Below are 15,802 nucleotides of genomic sequence, written 5' to 3' on the forward strand. Positions count from 1 at the left end.
CAAACGGGGCCAAGGCTGGCGGATGGAGCGAATCCGTACACTGGATATGGTGATCGGGTCACGTCGAGTGTTACTCAGTGTGGTTGGCGTCGGCCTGGCCTTGGCTCTGGCGCTGACCCTCCTGCTGCTGCCCGGAGCCTCGCCGGCGCCCGAGGCGCACGGGCCGGAAGCCGGTCTGGACACGCTGGTCACGGAGTTCACCTCGGCCCTGTCCGCGGACCAGGCCTACCGCCCGCCCATCGCCGCTGAACGGCGGACGGCCGCCACGGGCTTCACCGCGTTGCTCGATCGCCGGGACACCGGGGACTTGCGGAAACTCGGTTTCTCGGTCGAGGACCGCGTCGATCCGGCGACCGGACGGCCTTACACGATCGCGACTAGCGAACCCGGCACCAGACGAGCGTGGGGGATGTACGTGATCGACCGCTCGGCGCCGCCGTCGCTGGTCGTCGAGGTGCCGCACCCGGCGTTCGACTTGCGGACGGAGCTGTTCGGCGTGGACCTGTTCCGGCGGGTGCCCGGCGCGGTGCTGCTGGTCGCCGGGGCGCACCGGAAGGCCGACGACAGCCACGCCGACGTCGCCCACGAAGAGGACTCGGTGTTCCACGTCGTCGCGGCTTCGCTGGCCGCCCGCGGGCTGACTCAGGTGCAGCTGCACGGTTTTCACAACGAGAACCTGCCGTCGACGGACATCGTGCTGTCGTCGGGTGCCGCCACCGCCGGCGGTGCCGCCCACCGCGCCGCCGACCGGCTGACGGCGGCCGGCTTCGCCGTGTGCCGCGCCTGGGCCGACCGGTGCACGGGGCTGGAGGGCTCCACGAACGTCCAGGGCAAGGCCGCCGCCGAGGACGACACCGCGTTCCTGCACGTCGAGATGAGCCGCACCGTCCGAGATTCGCCGCAGCACCGGGAACAGGTCGTCGGCGCTCTCGTGGACGCCGATCTGGGCAAGCCGTGACCGTCGCCGATCACACGAGGTGGACGATGCTCGAGACGATGAGGTAGCTGCCGAACCCCGCCGCCACGATGATGATGATCGTGCGGCCGTGCTTGGCCAGCCAGGTGTTCACGGCGGTGACCCAGCGGACCGTCGTCTCCGGCCAGATGGCGTGGGCGAGGATCGGTATCTCGATCAGCAGCATGTAGATCACGGCGACGAGGACGATGCTCAGCACGGTCACCAGCAGGGTGCTGTGCGCCTTCGCGACGGCGTGCAGCGAAGCCAGGTACAGCGGTGCCGGCGTGTACATCAGCAGGCCGATGGTCAGCAATCCGATCACGCCGAGTTCGCGGCGCTTCTTCGCGGCCTTGGGCCCGCGTGGCGGCCGGAAGTAGATCAGCAGGGCGAAGGCCACCAGCAGAATCCCGATGGCCAGGTCGATCCAGGCCGGCACGGTGCGGTGGTGGGTGCTCTCGGCTCCGCTGCTCTGCAGGACGAACACCGAGAGGAAGCCGAAGCCGAGCGTGATGAGCGCGGCGCCGGCCAGGAAGATCAGCGCCCGTTTCCGGGGATGGGGGTTGACCAGCAGGAAGGCCATGAACAGCAAGGCGGGCGGGTAGATCGCCGCACCGAGCGCGGCGGGAACCGCTTCGGCCAACATCGCGCTCCGCCACCTCCTCCTGTCCTCGTGCAGTGCGACCGGATGGGTTCGTCAGTGCCCGCAGGTGGCCCCAAGAGGGGTGTCGGGTGCGCGGGGCGGCGGTCAGCCGCGCTCACGTGGTGCGATAGGGCTCTTCGTTGTGGGGGAATTCCTCTCCGTGACGACGGTGTGGCTCTTCCGCTCTCCGGGTCCGGCGAGCCGGGCCACCATTCACGGTCGCACCGGCGGGCGTCATCGGCGCGACTCCTGGTGGTGCCGGTGGGTGCGCCGGACGCACCCACCAGTGCCAGGCTCGACGTCGCGGATCGCCCAGGACATCACCCGGTACAGGTGACGTGTACGGGTCCAGGTCCGGCGGAGGCCGCGGCACTGCGAGGGCTCGCTGACCTGGGCTCCGTTCTTCGTGCCCGGTCCACTGGCCGAAGATCGCACGTACGCGGTGCGGCGCGGTTTGTCCACAATGGATCAAACCGGGGGCTCGCCGCCGATGCCGGGCCTACAGCGCGTCGGATCCGCGTTCGCCGGTGCGGACGCGGACGACGGTCTCCACGGGCGTGACCCAGATCTTGCCGTCGCCGATCTTGCCGGTGTGCGCGGTTTCGCGCACCGTCCGCAGCGCGGCCTCGACCTCCTCGTCGTCGAGGAGGATCTCCAGCCGGTACTTGGTGATGAAATCGATCTCGTACTCGGCGCCCCGGTAGATCTCGGTGTGGCCCTTCTGCCGGCCGTACCCGCGGACCTCGGTGACCGTCATGCCCGCGATGCCGAGTTCCTGCAGGGCAACCCGGACGTCGTCGAGCACGAACGGTTTGACGACGGCGGTCAGCAGCTTCATCGAGTCTCCTCGCGCGCCGGCCGGTGCGATCCCAGGACGCCGGAGGGCGCGCCCCGGCGTCCGGATTGGACTGCCAGCTCGTACGCGCCTTCGGCGTGCTCGGCCTCGTCGACACCGTCGATCTCAGCCTCGCGGTCGAGCCGGAATCCCATGAACTTGTGCATGACCCAGCCGATCAGGAAGGTCACGACCAGCGAGTAGCCTAGTACCGCGAACGTCCCGGCCGCCTGGCGCCACAGCTGGCCGAAGCCGCCGCCGTAGAACAGGCCGTCGACCCCCTGCGGATCCACGTCGACGGTCGCGAACAAGCCGATCAGCAGCGTGCCGACGAACCCGCCGAGGCCGTGCACCGCGACCACGTCCAGCGCGTCGTCGAACCCGAACCGGTACTTCAGGCCCACCGCGAACGAACACACCACGCCCGCCACCACGCCGATCGCGATCGCGCCGAGCGGTTCGACGTAGGCGCACCCGGGGGTGATCCCGACCAGCCCGGCCACCGCGCCGGACGCGGCGCCGAGGGTGGTCGGTTTCCCGTCGCGGAACTGCTCGACGAGCAGCCAGCCCAGCACCGCGGCCGCCCCGGCGACGGTGGTGTTCAGGAACGAAGTGGCGGCCAGGTTCTTCGCGGCCAGCGCGGAGCCGGCGTTGAAACCGAACCAGCCGAACCACAGCAGGCCGGCGCCGAACATCACGAACGGCAGGTTGTGCGGCCGGGCGGCCTGCTTCGGCCAGCCGTGCCGGCGGCCCAGCACGATCGCCAGCGCCAGCGCGGCGGCCCCCGAATTCACTTCGACGACGGTGCCGCCCGCGAAGTCCAGCACGTGCAGCTTGGTCGCGATCCACCCGTCGGGGGCGAACACCCAGTGCGCCACCGGCACGTACACCAGCGTGACCCACACGACGGAGAACACCGTCCAGGTCCAGAACTTCGCCCGCTCGGCGATCGCGCCGGCCAGCAGTGCCACCGTGATCACCGCGAACATCATCTGGAAGGCGACGAAGGCGAACAGCGGCACCTTGTTCCCCGCCGGCCCGACCGTCTGCTCCGCGACCCCGTGCAGACCGGCCAGCCGCAGATCGCCGAGCAGCCCGCCGAACCAATCGGTGCCGAACGCGAGCGCGTACCCGTAGATCACCCAGATGAGGCCGACGGTCGCGAGGCAGATGAACGTCATCGCCATCACGTTCAGCACGCTGCGCGCGCGGACCATCCCGCCGTAGAACAGCGCGAGGCCCGGCGTCATCAGCATCACCAGTGCCGCGCTGCCGAGCAACCACGCCGTGCTTCCGGTATCCACCACGCTCGGACTCTCCTCGTCTCACCTGCCAGCCGCAGGAAGCTAACCGGGTGGTGTTACAGGCGTGTTTCCGCCGTGAGTCCGCCACCTACCCGCAACCGGGCATAACGGGTGAACCGGAGTAATGGGACTGACGATCCGGCGTGGACTGTCCGGAAAGGACAGATCAGCGGACGTGCTCCGCCGCGCGGGGCCCGGTCTTTACCACGATCAGGTCTGCACCGCAGCTCAGCGGCTCATCGGTTCGGCTTCGCGGTTGCAGCAGGGAAATCCGTTGTCGCCGCCGCGGCGCTTCAGGCCCGGCCTCAGACCGGTGGTTCGCCCCGTCCGAGCAGTCCGCTCAGTTCGCCGGCGAGGGCGACCGAGGCCTCGATCTCGGCCTTGCGGATGGACACGCTCTCCACGAGGAAGCCGAACGGCGTGCCGAGCTTGCGGCAGAAGGCGGTCAGGTCCCGGGCGTTCGTCAGGCACTGCTCGTACGATTCGGCGAGCGTGTCGTCGGCGTGGAGCAGGGAGTTCTCCAGCCAGCGGGGGACGTGGACTCCGAGCCACTTGAGGAACTCGAGCGTCTTCACCGAGCCGCACACCGAGAGCGTGAACAGGACGGGCTTCGGTTCGAGCCGCCGCTCGCGGCAGGCGTAGAAGTAGTCGGAGACCATGCTCTTCGCCGCGTCGGCACTGTAGATCACCTGCGAAATGAAGTACGCGCAGCCCGCCTGCTGCTTGGTGATCAGCCGCAGGTGCTCGTCGCGGCGTTCGGTGATGGCGACGCCGCCGAGGACCAGGTCCGGGCGGACGTCCCGGCGCAGCGCCTGCGCCTCGGACAGGCGCGTCCGCACCGCTTTGCCCGTCGAGGACGCGCCGACGAAAACGGTGAGCACGCGGTCCGGGTCGGCCGTCCGCAGCCAGGTCCGCAATTCCGGCTCGGTGTACTTGCCGACGCACCGGTAGATGACCGCGGGACGGTTCCACTCGCCGAGGTACTCCGCGTGGTACGTCGCAGGATCGATCGTCGGCAGGTAGGGGAACGGCCGCTCCGCCGGATTGCGATCGCTCTCGTCGTCGATGTCGTACAGCGCCAGACCGTCCACGTCGAGGACGGCCAGCCGCGCCAAGGTGGCCGCGGTGATCTCCCGGATCCGCTCGGGCGTGGTGCTCAGGCGGGGCGGTGTGAGGCCGAACAGGAGAACACCGCTTTCGGCGTCGGTCACCAGCCTTCGGAGAGCAGTGCTGTCGCTGTGGTCCACCATGGCGCGGAAGTTAGCAGCTCATCCCCGGCCTGCGGCCGACGACCTGGCCGGACGTGGCCGGCGCCATCTCTTCCTGTCCGACCTGCAGCGGCGCAACGCCGGCGAAACGGGCGGCAACGCCGGCACCACGTGCGGGTGCGCACCGGTCGGCCTGGCTCGACCGGTGGCCCGGTGCAGCGCGGATGTGGACGCCTCGGGGGCGTTGACTCCTGCCACGATCCGCCGGCCGTCCACATCGGACGTGCCCGGTAGCCCTGGCACCGTGGTCAGGTTTCAGGGCGGCCGGCGAGGAAATCCAGCAGTGCGCCGTTGACCTCGTCGGGATGGGTCCAGCCGATGTTGTGCGGCCCGCCGTCGACGGCGACGAGCGTCAGGTCGGTGATCAATCCGGGCAGGCGCTTCGCGGTCGCCTCGTACGGCAGGATCCGGTCGCGGGTGCCGTGCACCACCAGGGTCGGCACGTCGATCTTGGGCAAGTCGGGGCGGAAGTCGGTCAGCCACGTGTCGACGCACGCGTAGCTGGCGTACGGGGATGCGCCGGCGGCCACGGCGAAAGCGGCCCGCCAGGCGGGTTTGCTGATCCGGCTTTCGGCCAGTTCGTCGACGTTGGAGAAGTCGTCGAGGAACTGCTCGAACCAGGCGTAGCGGTCGCGGACGACCATCTCCTTGATGCCGTCGAACACGGATCCGGCCACGCCCTCGGGGTTGTCCGGTGTCTTGAGCAGGAACGGCGGGATCGCCCCGAGCATGACCGCCTTCGCCACCCGGGCGGAGCCGTACCGGCTCAGGTAGCGGGTGACCTCGCCGGTGCCCATCGAGAACCCGCCGAGCACGATGCCGGTCAGTTCGAGGTGCTCGAGCAGGATGTCGAGGTCGGCGGCGAACGTGTCGTAGTCGTAGCCGGTGGTGGGCCGGCTGGACCGGCCGAACCCGCGCCGGTCGTAGGTGATGACGCGGTAGCCGGCCGCGAGCAGCGCCAGTTCCTGCCGCTCCCACGAGTTCCCGTCGAGGGGGTAGCCGTGGATCAGCACCACGGGCTGGCCGCTGCCGTGGTCGGAGTAGTGGATCCTGATGTCGGCAGTGTTCTCGGTGCCGACCGTGACGAACGGCATGGCTCTCCTCGCAGGCTGGCTTCCTCGCTCTCGCGCGGCAATTCTCGGACCGGCCCCGAGGCCTTCGTATCCGCCGGTGGACAGGCGGACCGGCCAGTCGCTAGGGCAGCACCTGGTCGAGCTGGCGGCGCGAGCTGATGCCGAGCTTGCTGAACACCTTGCGCAGGTGGTACTGCACGGTGCGGGCGCTGATGTAGAGCCGGGAGCCGATCTCCGGGTTCGACAGCCCGTCGCGGGCCAGCCGGGCGATCTGGTTCTCCTGGGCGGTCAGCCCGGTCGTGACCGGGACGGTCCGCTTGCGAGCGGTCTCGCCGGTCGCCGCCAGCTCCCGGCCGGCCCGCTCCGCGAACGCCGCCATCCCTATGGTCTCCAGCAGCTCGTGGGCTGTGCGCAGCTGCCGGCGAGCTTCCACGCGGCGGCGCTCCCGGCGCAGCCACTCGCCGTAGAGGAGGTGCGCCCGGGCCAGGTCGGTGCGCAGCCGGGTGCGGCCGAGCCGCGTGATCGATTCTCGGTAGAGGCGGTCGGCGTCCTCCCCGTGCGCCAGGAGCGCGCCCGCCCGCGCCGCCACGCCCAGCGCCCAGTCGGTCCCGGTGACGTCGGTGACCTCGGCGAGCCGGCGCTGCGCGTCGAGCGCCACGTCGTGCTCGCCGCTGCGTTCGGCCGCTTCGACGAGCTCGACGGTGGCCCAGTTCGCGATGCCGAGATCCCCTGGGTGGCCGGCCGCCTGCTCGGCCGCGGCCATCGCTTCCCGGTAGTGGCCGAGACCGTTGCGCAGCAGCGCGGTCGCCAGTTCGGCCGCGGAGATCCCGACGCCTTCCCCGCGCTGCTGCAGGTCGGTGGTGGCGGCTTCGATCAGGGGAAGCGCCTCGGCGGGACTGCCGCGCAACGCGGCCAGGGCCATCGCACCGTACGGCGCGATCCGGCTGCCCGTCGCCTCCGCGGCGGCCGCGACTTCGTCGACCATCGACGCGGCGGTGGTCAGCTCCCCGGCGAACAGCAGGACGTGGGCCCGCATGCTGAGGGCGAGCGGCAGCTCGCTGAGCGCGCCGGTCTCCCGCGCCAGGTCGACGTAGCGGCGCGAGAGCGCGTCCCAGCGCTCGTCGTCCCACAGCTGGAGGGCGGCGACGCACACCAGCCAGAGTGACGGCAGCTGTTCCTCGGCCGGGATCCCGGCGTCGAACGCGGCGACGGCGCGGCGCAGCGCCGGCAAGCACGCCTCGTACCCCCGCGTGAACAGGCCGGCCAGGCCGTCGAGGAGCAGGGCGCGCGCCGGGTGGCTGCGCACCGGCCGCGGCGCCGTCCGGGCCGCGCGGGCCACCGTCGCCGAATCCCCGGCGGGTTCGGCCAGTCGGCCCGCGAACATCGCGGCCGACAGCGCCTGCAGGTAGGTCGCGCCGGACAGGTCGGCGTCGATCGCCTCGAGCCGCGTGGCCGCCGTCACCAGCAGCGGCGACGCGTCCCGGCCGCGGTTGGTGGCGAACGCGAGCTGGGCTCGGAGCAGTTCGCAGTGAGCGTGCTGCAGTTCGTCGAGCGGTCCCGCCTCCGCGAGCGTGAGCAGGTCCACCGCGACGTCGAACGCGCCGGCCTTCGCCTCGGCCTGCGCGGCGGCCAGCGCCCGGCCGGCTCGCCGGACGGGATCGATGGTCAACGTCACCGCGCGCCACAGGAACGCGGCTTCCGCGGTCGCCCCGCCGCGCGTGCGGGCCCGGCCGGCGGAGCGCTCCAGCTCCGTGGCGACGTCCTCGTCCGGGCCGGCCGCGGCCTGCGCCCGGTGCCAGGCCCGGCGATCCGGATCGGACGCCTCGTCGGTCGCCGCCACCAGCGCGCGGTGGACTTCCCTCCGCTGCGGGCGCGAGCCCGACTGGTAGGCGACCGAGCGGACCAGGGGATGCCGGAACCGCACCCGGACGTCGAGCTCGGCCAGGTCGGCTTCGACCGCGGGGCCCGCCGCCTCCGGCGGAATGCCGAGGCACGCCGCCGCTCGCCACACCAGCGCCGGGTCGCCGGTCGGGTCGGCCGCCGCGAGCAGCAGCAGGAGGCGGGTCTCGGCCGGGAGCTTGCCCATCCGGTCGCGCAGGCGATCTTCGACGCCGCCCCAGGGCAGCACCACCGTGGGCAGCCCGTACCCGCCCGCCAGCTCCGCCGGCGTCAAGCCGCGCGGGATCTCCATCAGCGCCAGCGGGTTGCCCCGGGTCTCCGCCACGATCTGGTCCTGGACCCGGGTGTCCAGGGGCGCGGTCAGCACCGAGGCCAGGAGTGCCCGCGCGTCCGCGTCGGGCAGGCCGCCGACCACCAACTCCGGCAGCCCGCCGAGCTCCGGCCCGGGATCACGCACGCCGAAGACCATGCCGACCGACTCGGCGTCGAGGCGCCGGGCGACGAACGCCAGCACCTGCTTCGAGGCGCGGTCGAGCCACTGCTGGTCGTCGATCAGGCACAGCAGCGGCCGTTCCTCGGCCGCGTCGGACAGCAAGCCCAGCACCCCGAGGCCGATCAGGAACCGGTCCGGCGCGGGCCCCGAACTCAGCCCGAACGCCGTCAGCAACGCCTCCCGCTGCGGTACCGGCAGCCGCCCCGCCCGCCCCAGCATCGGCAGGCACAGCTGGTGCAGCCCGGCGAACGCCAGCTCCATCTCGGACTGAACACCCGCGGCCCGCGTGACGCGGCACCCGGTCGCCCGCTCGGCCAGCTGCTCCAGCAGCGCGGTCTTGCCGACACCCGGTTCGCCGCGGACCAGCAGCGTGCGGCTTTCCCCCGCCCGGAGAGCTCCGATGAGCTGGTCGAGTGCGGCACATTCGACGCGGCGGCCCGTGAACATCGGCCGACGTCAGTTCCGCCGCGCATCGACCCGTGGTGGCACGCTGCGACGGTATACCAGGCCTTGGTGACAGAACAGGCATCTCGACAACACCGGGCCGGTCGCTCCGGAACGTGCCTGCCAGGTCTCCGCGAGCGAATCCACCAGCGCCGTGACGGCCGGTCAGGCGGCTGCGCTTCCGGCGCAGATCACTCGAGCCGCGGGACGGCGTCGTTCACCGCGGGTTGTGGTTCGCCGCAACGGATTTCCGGCGCGGCACAGTCACCGCGACCGTCGTGCCCTCGCCCGGGGCGCTGGTGACCGCTAGGTGCCCGCCCATCGCCTCGATGAGCCCCTTCGCCAGCGGCAAGCCCAGCCCGATGCCTTGTTCGGTGTCGACGCCGAGCCGGTCGAACGGCGTGAACAGCCGCCGCAGGTGGTCGGGCGAGATGCCGCGGCCGTCGTCCGTGACGGTGACGACCGCCGCGCCGGGGGCGGTGCCCGTGGTGACCGTGACGGTCCCGCCCGGCCGGTTGTAGCGGACGGCGTTCCCGGCGAGGTTCAGCAGGACCTGCTTGAGCCGCCGCTCGTCACAGTGCGCGGTCGCCGGTTCGCCGTCGCGGACGAACCGCACGTTTTCGGCCTCGGCCAGCGGTTCCAGGAGGTGCACGACGTCGGTCACCACCGTCGCGACATCGAGGTCCGCCGGGTGCAGCGGCAGGGCGCGGGCTTCGATCCGGGCGACGTCGAGGATGTCGTCCACCATGGCCAGGATGTGCCCGGCGGCGGTGCTGATGTGGTCCAGCGCCGCCCGGCGGCGTTCCGGCGGCAGGTCGAGCGAGCCGAGCAGCTCGGTGAACCCGGTGACCGCCTGCAGCGGGGTGCGCAGTTCGTGACCGAGGGCCGCGACGAAGTCGGTTTTGGCCCGGCTGGCCTGCTCGGCGGCTTGGCGCGCGACGTCGGCTTCGCGGCGGGCTCGCCGTTCCCGTTCGGCGGCGCGCCGCTGGGTGACGTCCAGGACGTTGGCGATCATCCGCACCGGGACGCCGTCGGGTCCGGCCACCGGGGAGAGCGAGACGACCAGGTCGAGCGTGCGCCCGTCGGGGTGGTGAAGCTTCGCCTCGTACGGAGTCCGGGGTGGACCGGACGCGTTGAGCAGCTCGTCGAGGCGGACACCGGCCAGCTCGTACTCCGTCCGCCCCAGCAGGTCCCGCAGCGCGGCGTTGGTCCGCGTGACGGCGCTGTCCGGCTCGGTGATGGCCATGCCGACCACGTTGTCGTCGAACGCGCGGCGGAACCGCTCCTCGCTGTCGGCGAGCGCGCCGAAGAGCGCGTCGTGGTCGATGGCCACCGAGGCCAGGTGGGTGAGCCGGCCGACCAGCTCCCGCTCGCGAGGCGACGGCTGGTGGCTCCGCTCGTGGTAGACGGCGAAGGTGCCGACGACGCCGTCCCGGCCGCGGATCGGCGTCGACCAGCAGGACCGGAGCCCGTGCGCGCCCGCGAGCGCGCGGTAGCGGACCCAGCGCGGGTCGGTGGTCACGTCCTCGGCCACGACCGGCACGCCCAGGTAGGCCGCGGCGCCGCACGACCCGGCGTCGCGGCCGATGGAGAGCCCGTCGATGGAGGAGGAGTAGGCGGCCGGCAGCGACGGAGCCGCGCCGTGGCGCAGCGTCGCCGAGGCCACGTCGAGCAGCAGGATCGAGCAGTGGCACCCGGGCATGAGCCGCTCGAGCGTGGTCGCGACCTCGGTCAGCACCTCCGCCAGCGGTGCTCCGCCCGCGATCTGCTCCAGCACGCCGGACTGCGCCCGCAGCAGCGCTTCGGTGTCGGTGGTGGTGTCGCGGACGTCGGTCACGGCTCGAACCGGTAACCGACGCCGCGCACGGTCCGCACCACCTGGCCGCCGAGCTTCTGCCGCAGGCGGTGGACGTGCTCGGTGACGGTCGCTTCGCTCTGCCACTCCGCGGCGCTGGCCCAGACGTGGGCGAGCAGCTGGCCCCGGGTGAACACCTGGCGGGGGTGCCGGGCCAGGAAAGCCAGCAGGTCGAACTCCTTGGCGGTCATCGTGATCTCCCGGCCGTCGAGGACGACTTCCCGCGCGGCGTGGTCGATCCGCAGCCCGGCCGCCGCGACCGGCTCCACGGGGGAGACCCGGCGCAGCACCGAGCGCACCCGGGCGGCGAGTTCGCCGGGGGAGAAGGGTTTGACGAGGTAGTCGTCGGCACCGAGGTCGAGGCCGACGATCCGGTCGGTTTCCCCGCTGCGGCCGGACAACACGATGACGGGCAACGCCGTGTCTCCCTGGGCGCGCTCGCCGTCGCGGAGGCTGCGCAGCACGTCGAGGCCGCCGACACCGGGCAGGGCGAGGTCGAGGATGACGAGGTCCAGCTGCTCGCGCGCGATGGCCTCCAGCGCGCGGCGGCCGTCGGCCGCTTCGGTGACGCGGAACCCCTCCGCCTCCAGCTGCCAGCTGACCACGGTCCGGACGCGGGGATCGTCGTCGACGACCAGGACCAGCCGCCCGGGCAGTGTCGCGCTGGCCTTCATCGCAGGCCCCTTCACCGGCGTCGGCCGCCGCACCGCGGCCACCACCCATCGTGCCTCACCTGCGCTGCTCTGGCCAAGTGAGCGCCCATCACCCGGCCCGACGTCGTCTTCGGCCCGGACGGCAGCGGCACGGCTTCGACTGCCTCGCGCGAAGAGCCGCTCGGCGTTCAACCCCCGATGGCGCGGGTGCCCGCCGCCGGCCCGCCCGCCGACGCTGCGGTCCGGCGCGCAGTGCCGGCGTGGGGACTGCGCCACGCTGTGTGGCCGGTCCCGCCGCGCCTGAGCCCCCGATGGCGAGCGTCCGAGCGAACTCCCGTCACCGGCGAGCCCGCCCAGGTCGTCGACGACACTGCCGCGGCCGAGCCGGCGCCACGGCACGGAGGTCAGGCGGCGTTGACCTTCGGCATGATCTCCTGGGTCAGGCGCTTGAGGTCGTCGAGGGTCTTGGCCGTCGGCACGTCGCGGAACGGCGGCCACAATAGGGGCATCGTCAACCCGGCTTCCTTGTAGCGCTTGAGGATGTCCTCGATCTGCTGGGCGGAGCCCGCCAGCAGGTTCGTGGCCTTGCCGGCCGGGGTCTGGTCCATCTTCTCGTCGGTGATGACGAACCAGATCATGCTGCACATGTCGAAGCCCTCGGGGAAGCCGCGGCCGAGCTCGCCCAGCTCGCGCTCCATCTCGCCCTTCCAGCGCTTGATGTCCTCGGGGGAGTCCTGGATGCCGATCCAGCCTTGCAGGCCGTACTTCGCGATGCGCTTGGCCGAGCGCTTCGGATCCTTGAGCCCGGAGAAGTAGAGGGGCAGGGGCTGCTGGATCGGCTTGTGGCCGAAGCCCGACAACGGGAAGTCGGCGAATTCGCCGTGGTACTCGAACAGCTCGTGGGACCAGATGCCCTGCATGATCTCGATCGTCTCGCGCACGTGGGCGTGCCGGCGCGCGAACAGGTGCGGAACGCTGGCGGCGGCGAACTCCTCGGGCATCCAGCCGGAGCCGACGCCGACGTTGAGCCGGCCGCCGGAAAGGTGGTCCTGGGTGGCGAGTTCGGCGGCGAGCACGCCGGGGGAGCGGTACGGGGTGTCGATGATGCTCATCCCGATCCGGACCTTCGTGGTCTTGGCGGCGAGCCACGGGATCAGCGTCATGCCCTGGAACCACTTGCCCCGCGAGATGACCGGCAGGGCCTTGGGCAGATCGGTCATCATGCCGAACGGGTACTGCAGTTCCGCGTGGTCGGAGGTTTCCGGGACGACGATCCGGTCGAGCGTCCAGACGGAATCGAAGTCGAGGTCCTCGGCGAGGGCCGTGAGGTCTTCGAGTTCCTTGACGGTCACCTCGTCGCGGAAGTTGGGCAGGTAGAGAGCGAGCTTCATGAGTCCGGCCTCCTCGAGACGTCATCGTCACCCGGAGCCTGCGCCGGTCACCTCAACCGGGTCACACGCGAATCTCAACTCCCCATCAACAACGCTGACGAGGACCGTGAGCGGTCTCTATGTTTCTCCCATGGCCGAGACGCTCTGGAGCCCCACGGCGGACCGCATCGAAAACTCCGCGTTGCGCGCGTACCTGAACTGGCTGGAGAAGCGTGAGGGGCGGCCGTTCCCCGACCACGACGCGTTCTGGGCCTGGTCGGTCGAGGACCTGGACCGGTTCTGGATCTCCGTGGCCGGCTACTACGACGTCGGCTTCACCACGCCGTGGACGCGGGTGCGCACCGCCGACCCCATGCCGCACACCCGCTGGTTCCCCGGCGCGCGGCTGAACTGGGCGCAGCACGCGCTGCGCCACGGAGCCGACGAAGCCACCGCGCTCGTGTGCGTCCGGGAGGGCGGCCTGCCCGCGCGCGAGATCACCTTCGGCGCCCTGCGCCGGTCGGTGGCGGCCGCGGCCGGCTGGCTGCGCCGGGCGGGCGTGCGCCCCGGCGACCGGGTCGCCGCCTACCTGCCCAACACCGAGCACGCGGTGATCGCTTGCCTCGCAACCGCCGCGGTCGGCGCTGTGTGGGCGTGCTGTTCCCCGGACTTCGGCGCCGACGGCACCATCGGGCGCCTCGCGCAGCTGGAGCCCACCGTGCTCATCGCGACGGACGGCTACCACTGGAACGGCAAGGAGATCGACCGCGGCGACGTCGTCGCGCGGCTGCGCGAGGAGCTTCCGACCGTGCGGCACTTCGTCCACGTGCCGTACGTGTTCGATCGGCGGCACCCCGAAGGCTCCACGCCGTGGAATGAACTTCTGGCCCACCACGAACCGCTGGTGTTCGAGCAGGTCGAATTCTCCCATCCGCTGTGGGTGCTGTTCACCTCCGGCACCACCGGCCTGCCCAAGGGTCTGGTCCACGGCCACGGCGGGATCACGCTGCAAGGGCTGATGTGGTCCGGGCTGTACTGCGGACTGCGGGCCGGGGAGCGGATGTTCACCTACACCTCGACCGGCTGGGCGCTGTGGAACATGCAGCTGGGCGCGCTCACCCAGGGCGCGGCGATCACCCTCTACGAGGGCGCCCCCAACCACCCGCCGAGCGCGGTCTGGGAGGTCGCGGCCCGGACCCGCGCGGACGTCATGCTGCTCGGCGCCGCGGTGATCACGGCCACCGCGAAAGCCGGGGTCTCGCCTCGGCAGCAGCACGACCTGAGCCGGCTGCGGCACGTGCTGGTCAGCGGTTCGGCGCTGCCGTCCGCGGACTACCACTGGGTCACCGACCACGTGAGCCCGGACCTGCGGATCGACTCGACCAGCGGTGGTACGGACGTCTCCGGCTCGTTCGTCGGTGCCAGCGAGTACGCCCCGGTCCAGGTCGGCCGCATCGGCGGCCGGCTCGCCGGCGTCGACTGCGCGGCCTGGGACGAGCACGGCGAGCCGGTGATCGACTCCGTCGGGGACCTCGTGATCACCCAGCCGATGCCGTCGATGCCGGTGTACCTGTGGAACGACCCCGGCGCCGTCAGGTACACCGAGTCCTACTTCGACACCTGGCCCGGGGTGTGGCGCCACGGCGACTGGGTGACGATGCACTCCGACGGCAGCGTCTCCATCCACGGCCGGTCGGACTCGACGCTCAACCGCCAGGGCGTGCGGCTGGGCAGCGGCGACTTCTACGACGTGCTGGAGGCCATGCCGGAGATCACCGAGACCCTGGTGATCGGGATCGACTTGCCCGACAACGCGTACTGGCTGGGGCTGTTCGTGGTTCCGGCGCCCGGACAGGAACTCGACGACGCGCTCAAGGAAAAGATCGTCACCACGCTGCGGACGCGCCTGACCCCTCGGCACGTCCCGGACGAGATCGTCGAGGCGCCCGCCGTGCCGCACACCTTGAGCGGCAAGCGGCTCGAGGTCCCGATCAAGAAACTCCTGGCGGGCAAAGAGCTTGCGAAGGCCGCGAACCTCGCCTCCGTCGACGATCCGGACGCGCTGCGCTGGTACGCGCGGTTCGCCACGGACCGGTTCACCTCGGCCCGCTGAAGGGAGCGCGCATGCGGTTGGGCGCGACACTCGCTTACCTGACGCCGGGGCCGCCGATCGCGATCGCCGAGTGGGCGAAACGCTTGGCGGGCGAAGGTTTCGAAAGCTTGTGGACACCCCAGGTGATCGGGCGCGGTTTCCTGGTCCCGGACCCGTTCGTCACCTTGGCGGTCGCGGCGACCGCCACCGAGGGTGTGGAAGTCGGCACGGCCACCGTGCAGGTGCCGCTGCACCACCCCGCCGACCTCGCGCACCGGATCCTGTCGCTCAGGTCCGTGTGCGGCGACCGCTTGACCCTCGGCGTCAGCCCCGGGTCGACCGACGTCGACTACGCCGTCTTCGACCGGGACTACGCCGCGCGCTTCCGCACCTTCGACGAGAACCTGCCGCGGGTGCGGCGCCTGCTCGACCACGGGCGGGACGAGCGCGCCGACCTCGCTCCCGCGCCACCCGCCGCCGGCCGGCCGCCGCTTCTCCTCGGCTCCTGGGGTGCCAACGTCGAGCGGGCCGCGCGGGAGTTCGACGGCTGGCTGGCGTCGGCCTACCGCCGCACCCCCGAACAGATCATCGCCGCCCACCAACGGTTCCGGGCCGCCGGTGGGCGGCGGGCGATCGTGTGCGCCATCCCGTTGTCCGGAAAGGACGACCTCGGACCCACCGGCGAGGTGCTGCAGCGCTACGCGGAAGCCGGTTTCGACGACGCGGTCGTGCTGATCGGACCCGGCGGGCCCGGTCCCGGGCAGGTCAGGGCGCTGCTTCCGTGAGAGCTAGGCGAACAGTTTGCGCAGGCCTTCGATGCCGCTGCCGTAGACGCCTTGGGCGAAGGTCTGGGTGAGTTCTTCTTCTTGGTCGGCGTTGGCGTCGTATTCGGCCCACCATTCGACGAAGGATTGGTCG

Annotated in this window: 12 protein-coding genes; 3 read left to right on the forward strand and 9 right to left on the reverse strand. The window is 71.5% G+C overall.

From position 1 onward, the window contains the following. Nucleotides 1-79: 79 nt before the first annotated feature. The gene (locus tag ACIA77_RS45210) at nt 80-958 is read left to right on the forward strand and encodes a hypothetical protein (RefSeq protein WP_395892355.1); all 879 of its coding nucleotides are present in this window, start codon (nt 80-82) and stop codon (nt 956-958) included. 10 nt (nt 959-968) lie between these two features. Here the strand turns inward: ACIA77_RS45210 and ACIA77_RS45215 are convergent, their stop codons facing one another. The 9 genes from ACIA77_RS45215 to ACIA77_RS45255 form a co-directional block, all read right to left on the reverse strand. Continuing rightward, entirely contained in the window at nt 969-1,601 is a 633-nt protein-coding gene (locus ACIA77_RS45215) for a GAP family protein (RefSeq protein WP_395892356.1), read from the reverse strand. A 496-nt stretch (nt 1,602-2,097) separates the two neighbouring features. Beyond that, the gene (locus tag ACIA77_RS45220) at nt 2,098-2,436 is read right to left on the reverse strand and encodes a P-II family nitrogen regulator (protein ID WP_395892357.1); all 339 of its coding nucleotides are present in this window, start codon (nt 2,434-2,436) and stop codon (nt 2,098-2,100) included. Beyond that, on the reverse strand, nt 2,433-3,740 hold the full coding sequence (locus tag ACIA77_RS45225; RefSeq protein WP_395892358.1) for an ammonium transporter: 1,308 nt from the start codon (nt 3,738-3,740) through the stop codon (nt 2,433-2,435). Before ACIA77_RS45225 ends, ACIA77_RS45220 begins: the two co-directional genes overlap by 4 nt. 302 nt (nt 3,741-4,042) lie before the next feature. Then, entirely contained in the window at nt 4,043-4,987 is a 945-nt protein-coding gene (locus ACIA77_RS45230; protein WP_395892359.1) for a methylenetetrahydrofolate reductase, read from the reverse strand. 266 nt (nt 4,988-5,253) lie between these two features. Then, nucleotides 5,254-6,099, reverse strand: coding sequence for an alpha/beta fold hydrolase (locus ACIA77_RS45235; protein ID WP_395892360.1), 846 nt, complete (start codon nt 6,097-6,099; stop codon nt 5,254-5,256). A 100-nt stretch (nt 6,100-6,199) separates the two neighbouring features. Continuing rightward, nucleotides 6,200-8,917 (reverse strand): AAA family ATPase, encoded by a 2,718-nt coding sequence (locus tag ACIA77_RS45240; RefSeq protein ID WP_395892361.1) that lies wholly within the window; start codon nt 8,915-8,917, stop codon nt 6,200-6,202. Nucleotides 8,918-9,131: 214 nt separating this feature from the next. Next, complete coding sequence (locus ACIA77_RS45245; protein WP_395892362.1) at nt 9,132-10,751, reverse strand: ATP-binding protein; 1,620 nt, start codon at nt 10,749-10,751, stop codon at nt 9,132-9,134. Beyond that, a complete protein-coding gene (locus ACIA77_RS45250; protein ID WP_395892363.1) occupies nt 10,748-11,443 on the reverse strand; it encodes a response regulator transcription factor in 696 nt (231 codons plus the stop codon). Before ACIA77_RS45250 ends, ACIA77_RS45245 begins: the two co-directional genes overlap by 4 nt. A 383-nt stretch (nt 11,444-11,826) precedes the next feature. Further along, on the reverse strand, nt 11,827-12,813 hold the full coding sequence (locus tag ACIA77_RS45255) for an LLM class flavin-dependent oxidoreductase (protein WP_395892364.1): 987 nt from the start codon (nt 12,811-12,813) through the stop codon (nt 11,827-11,829). A 130-nt stretch (nt 12,814-12,943) separates the two neighbouring features. On the opposite strand from ACIA77_RS45255, the gene ACIA77_RS45260 reads away from it, so the two are divergent. Both ACIA77_RS45260 and ACIA77_RS45265 read left to right on the forward strand, forming a co-directional pair. Then, on the forward strand, nt 12,944-14,905 hold the full coding sequence (locus ACIA77_RS45260; protein WP_395892365.1) for an acetoacetate--CoA ligase: 1,962 nt from the start codon (nt 12,944-12,946) through the stop codon (nt 14,903-14,905). An 11-nt stretch (nt 14,906-14,916) separates the two neighbouring features. Further along, nucleotides 14,917-15,669, forward strand: coding sequence for an LLM class flavin-dependent oxidoreductase (locus ACIA77_RS45265; RefSeq protein ID WP_395892366.1), 753 nt, complete (start codon nt 14,917-14,919; stop codon nt 15,667-15,669). The last annotated feature ends 133 nt before the right edge of the window (nt 15,670-15,802 follow it).

The organism is Amycolatopsis sp. NPDC051903 (genome assembly GCF_044452505.1).
Taxonomy (GTDB): domain Bacteria; phylum Actinomycetota; class Actinomycetes; order Mycobacteriales; family Pseudonocardiaceae; genus Amycolatopsis.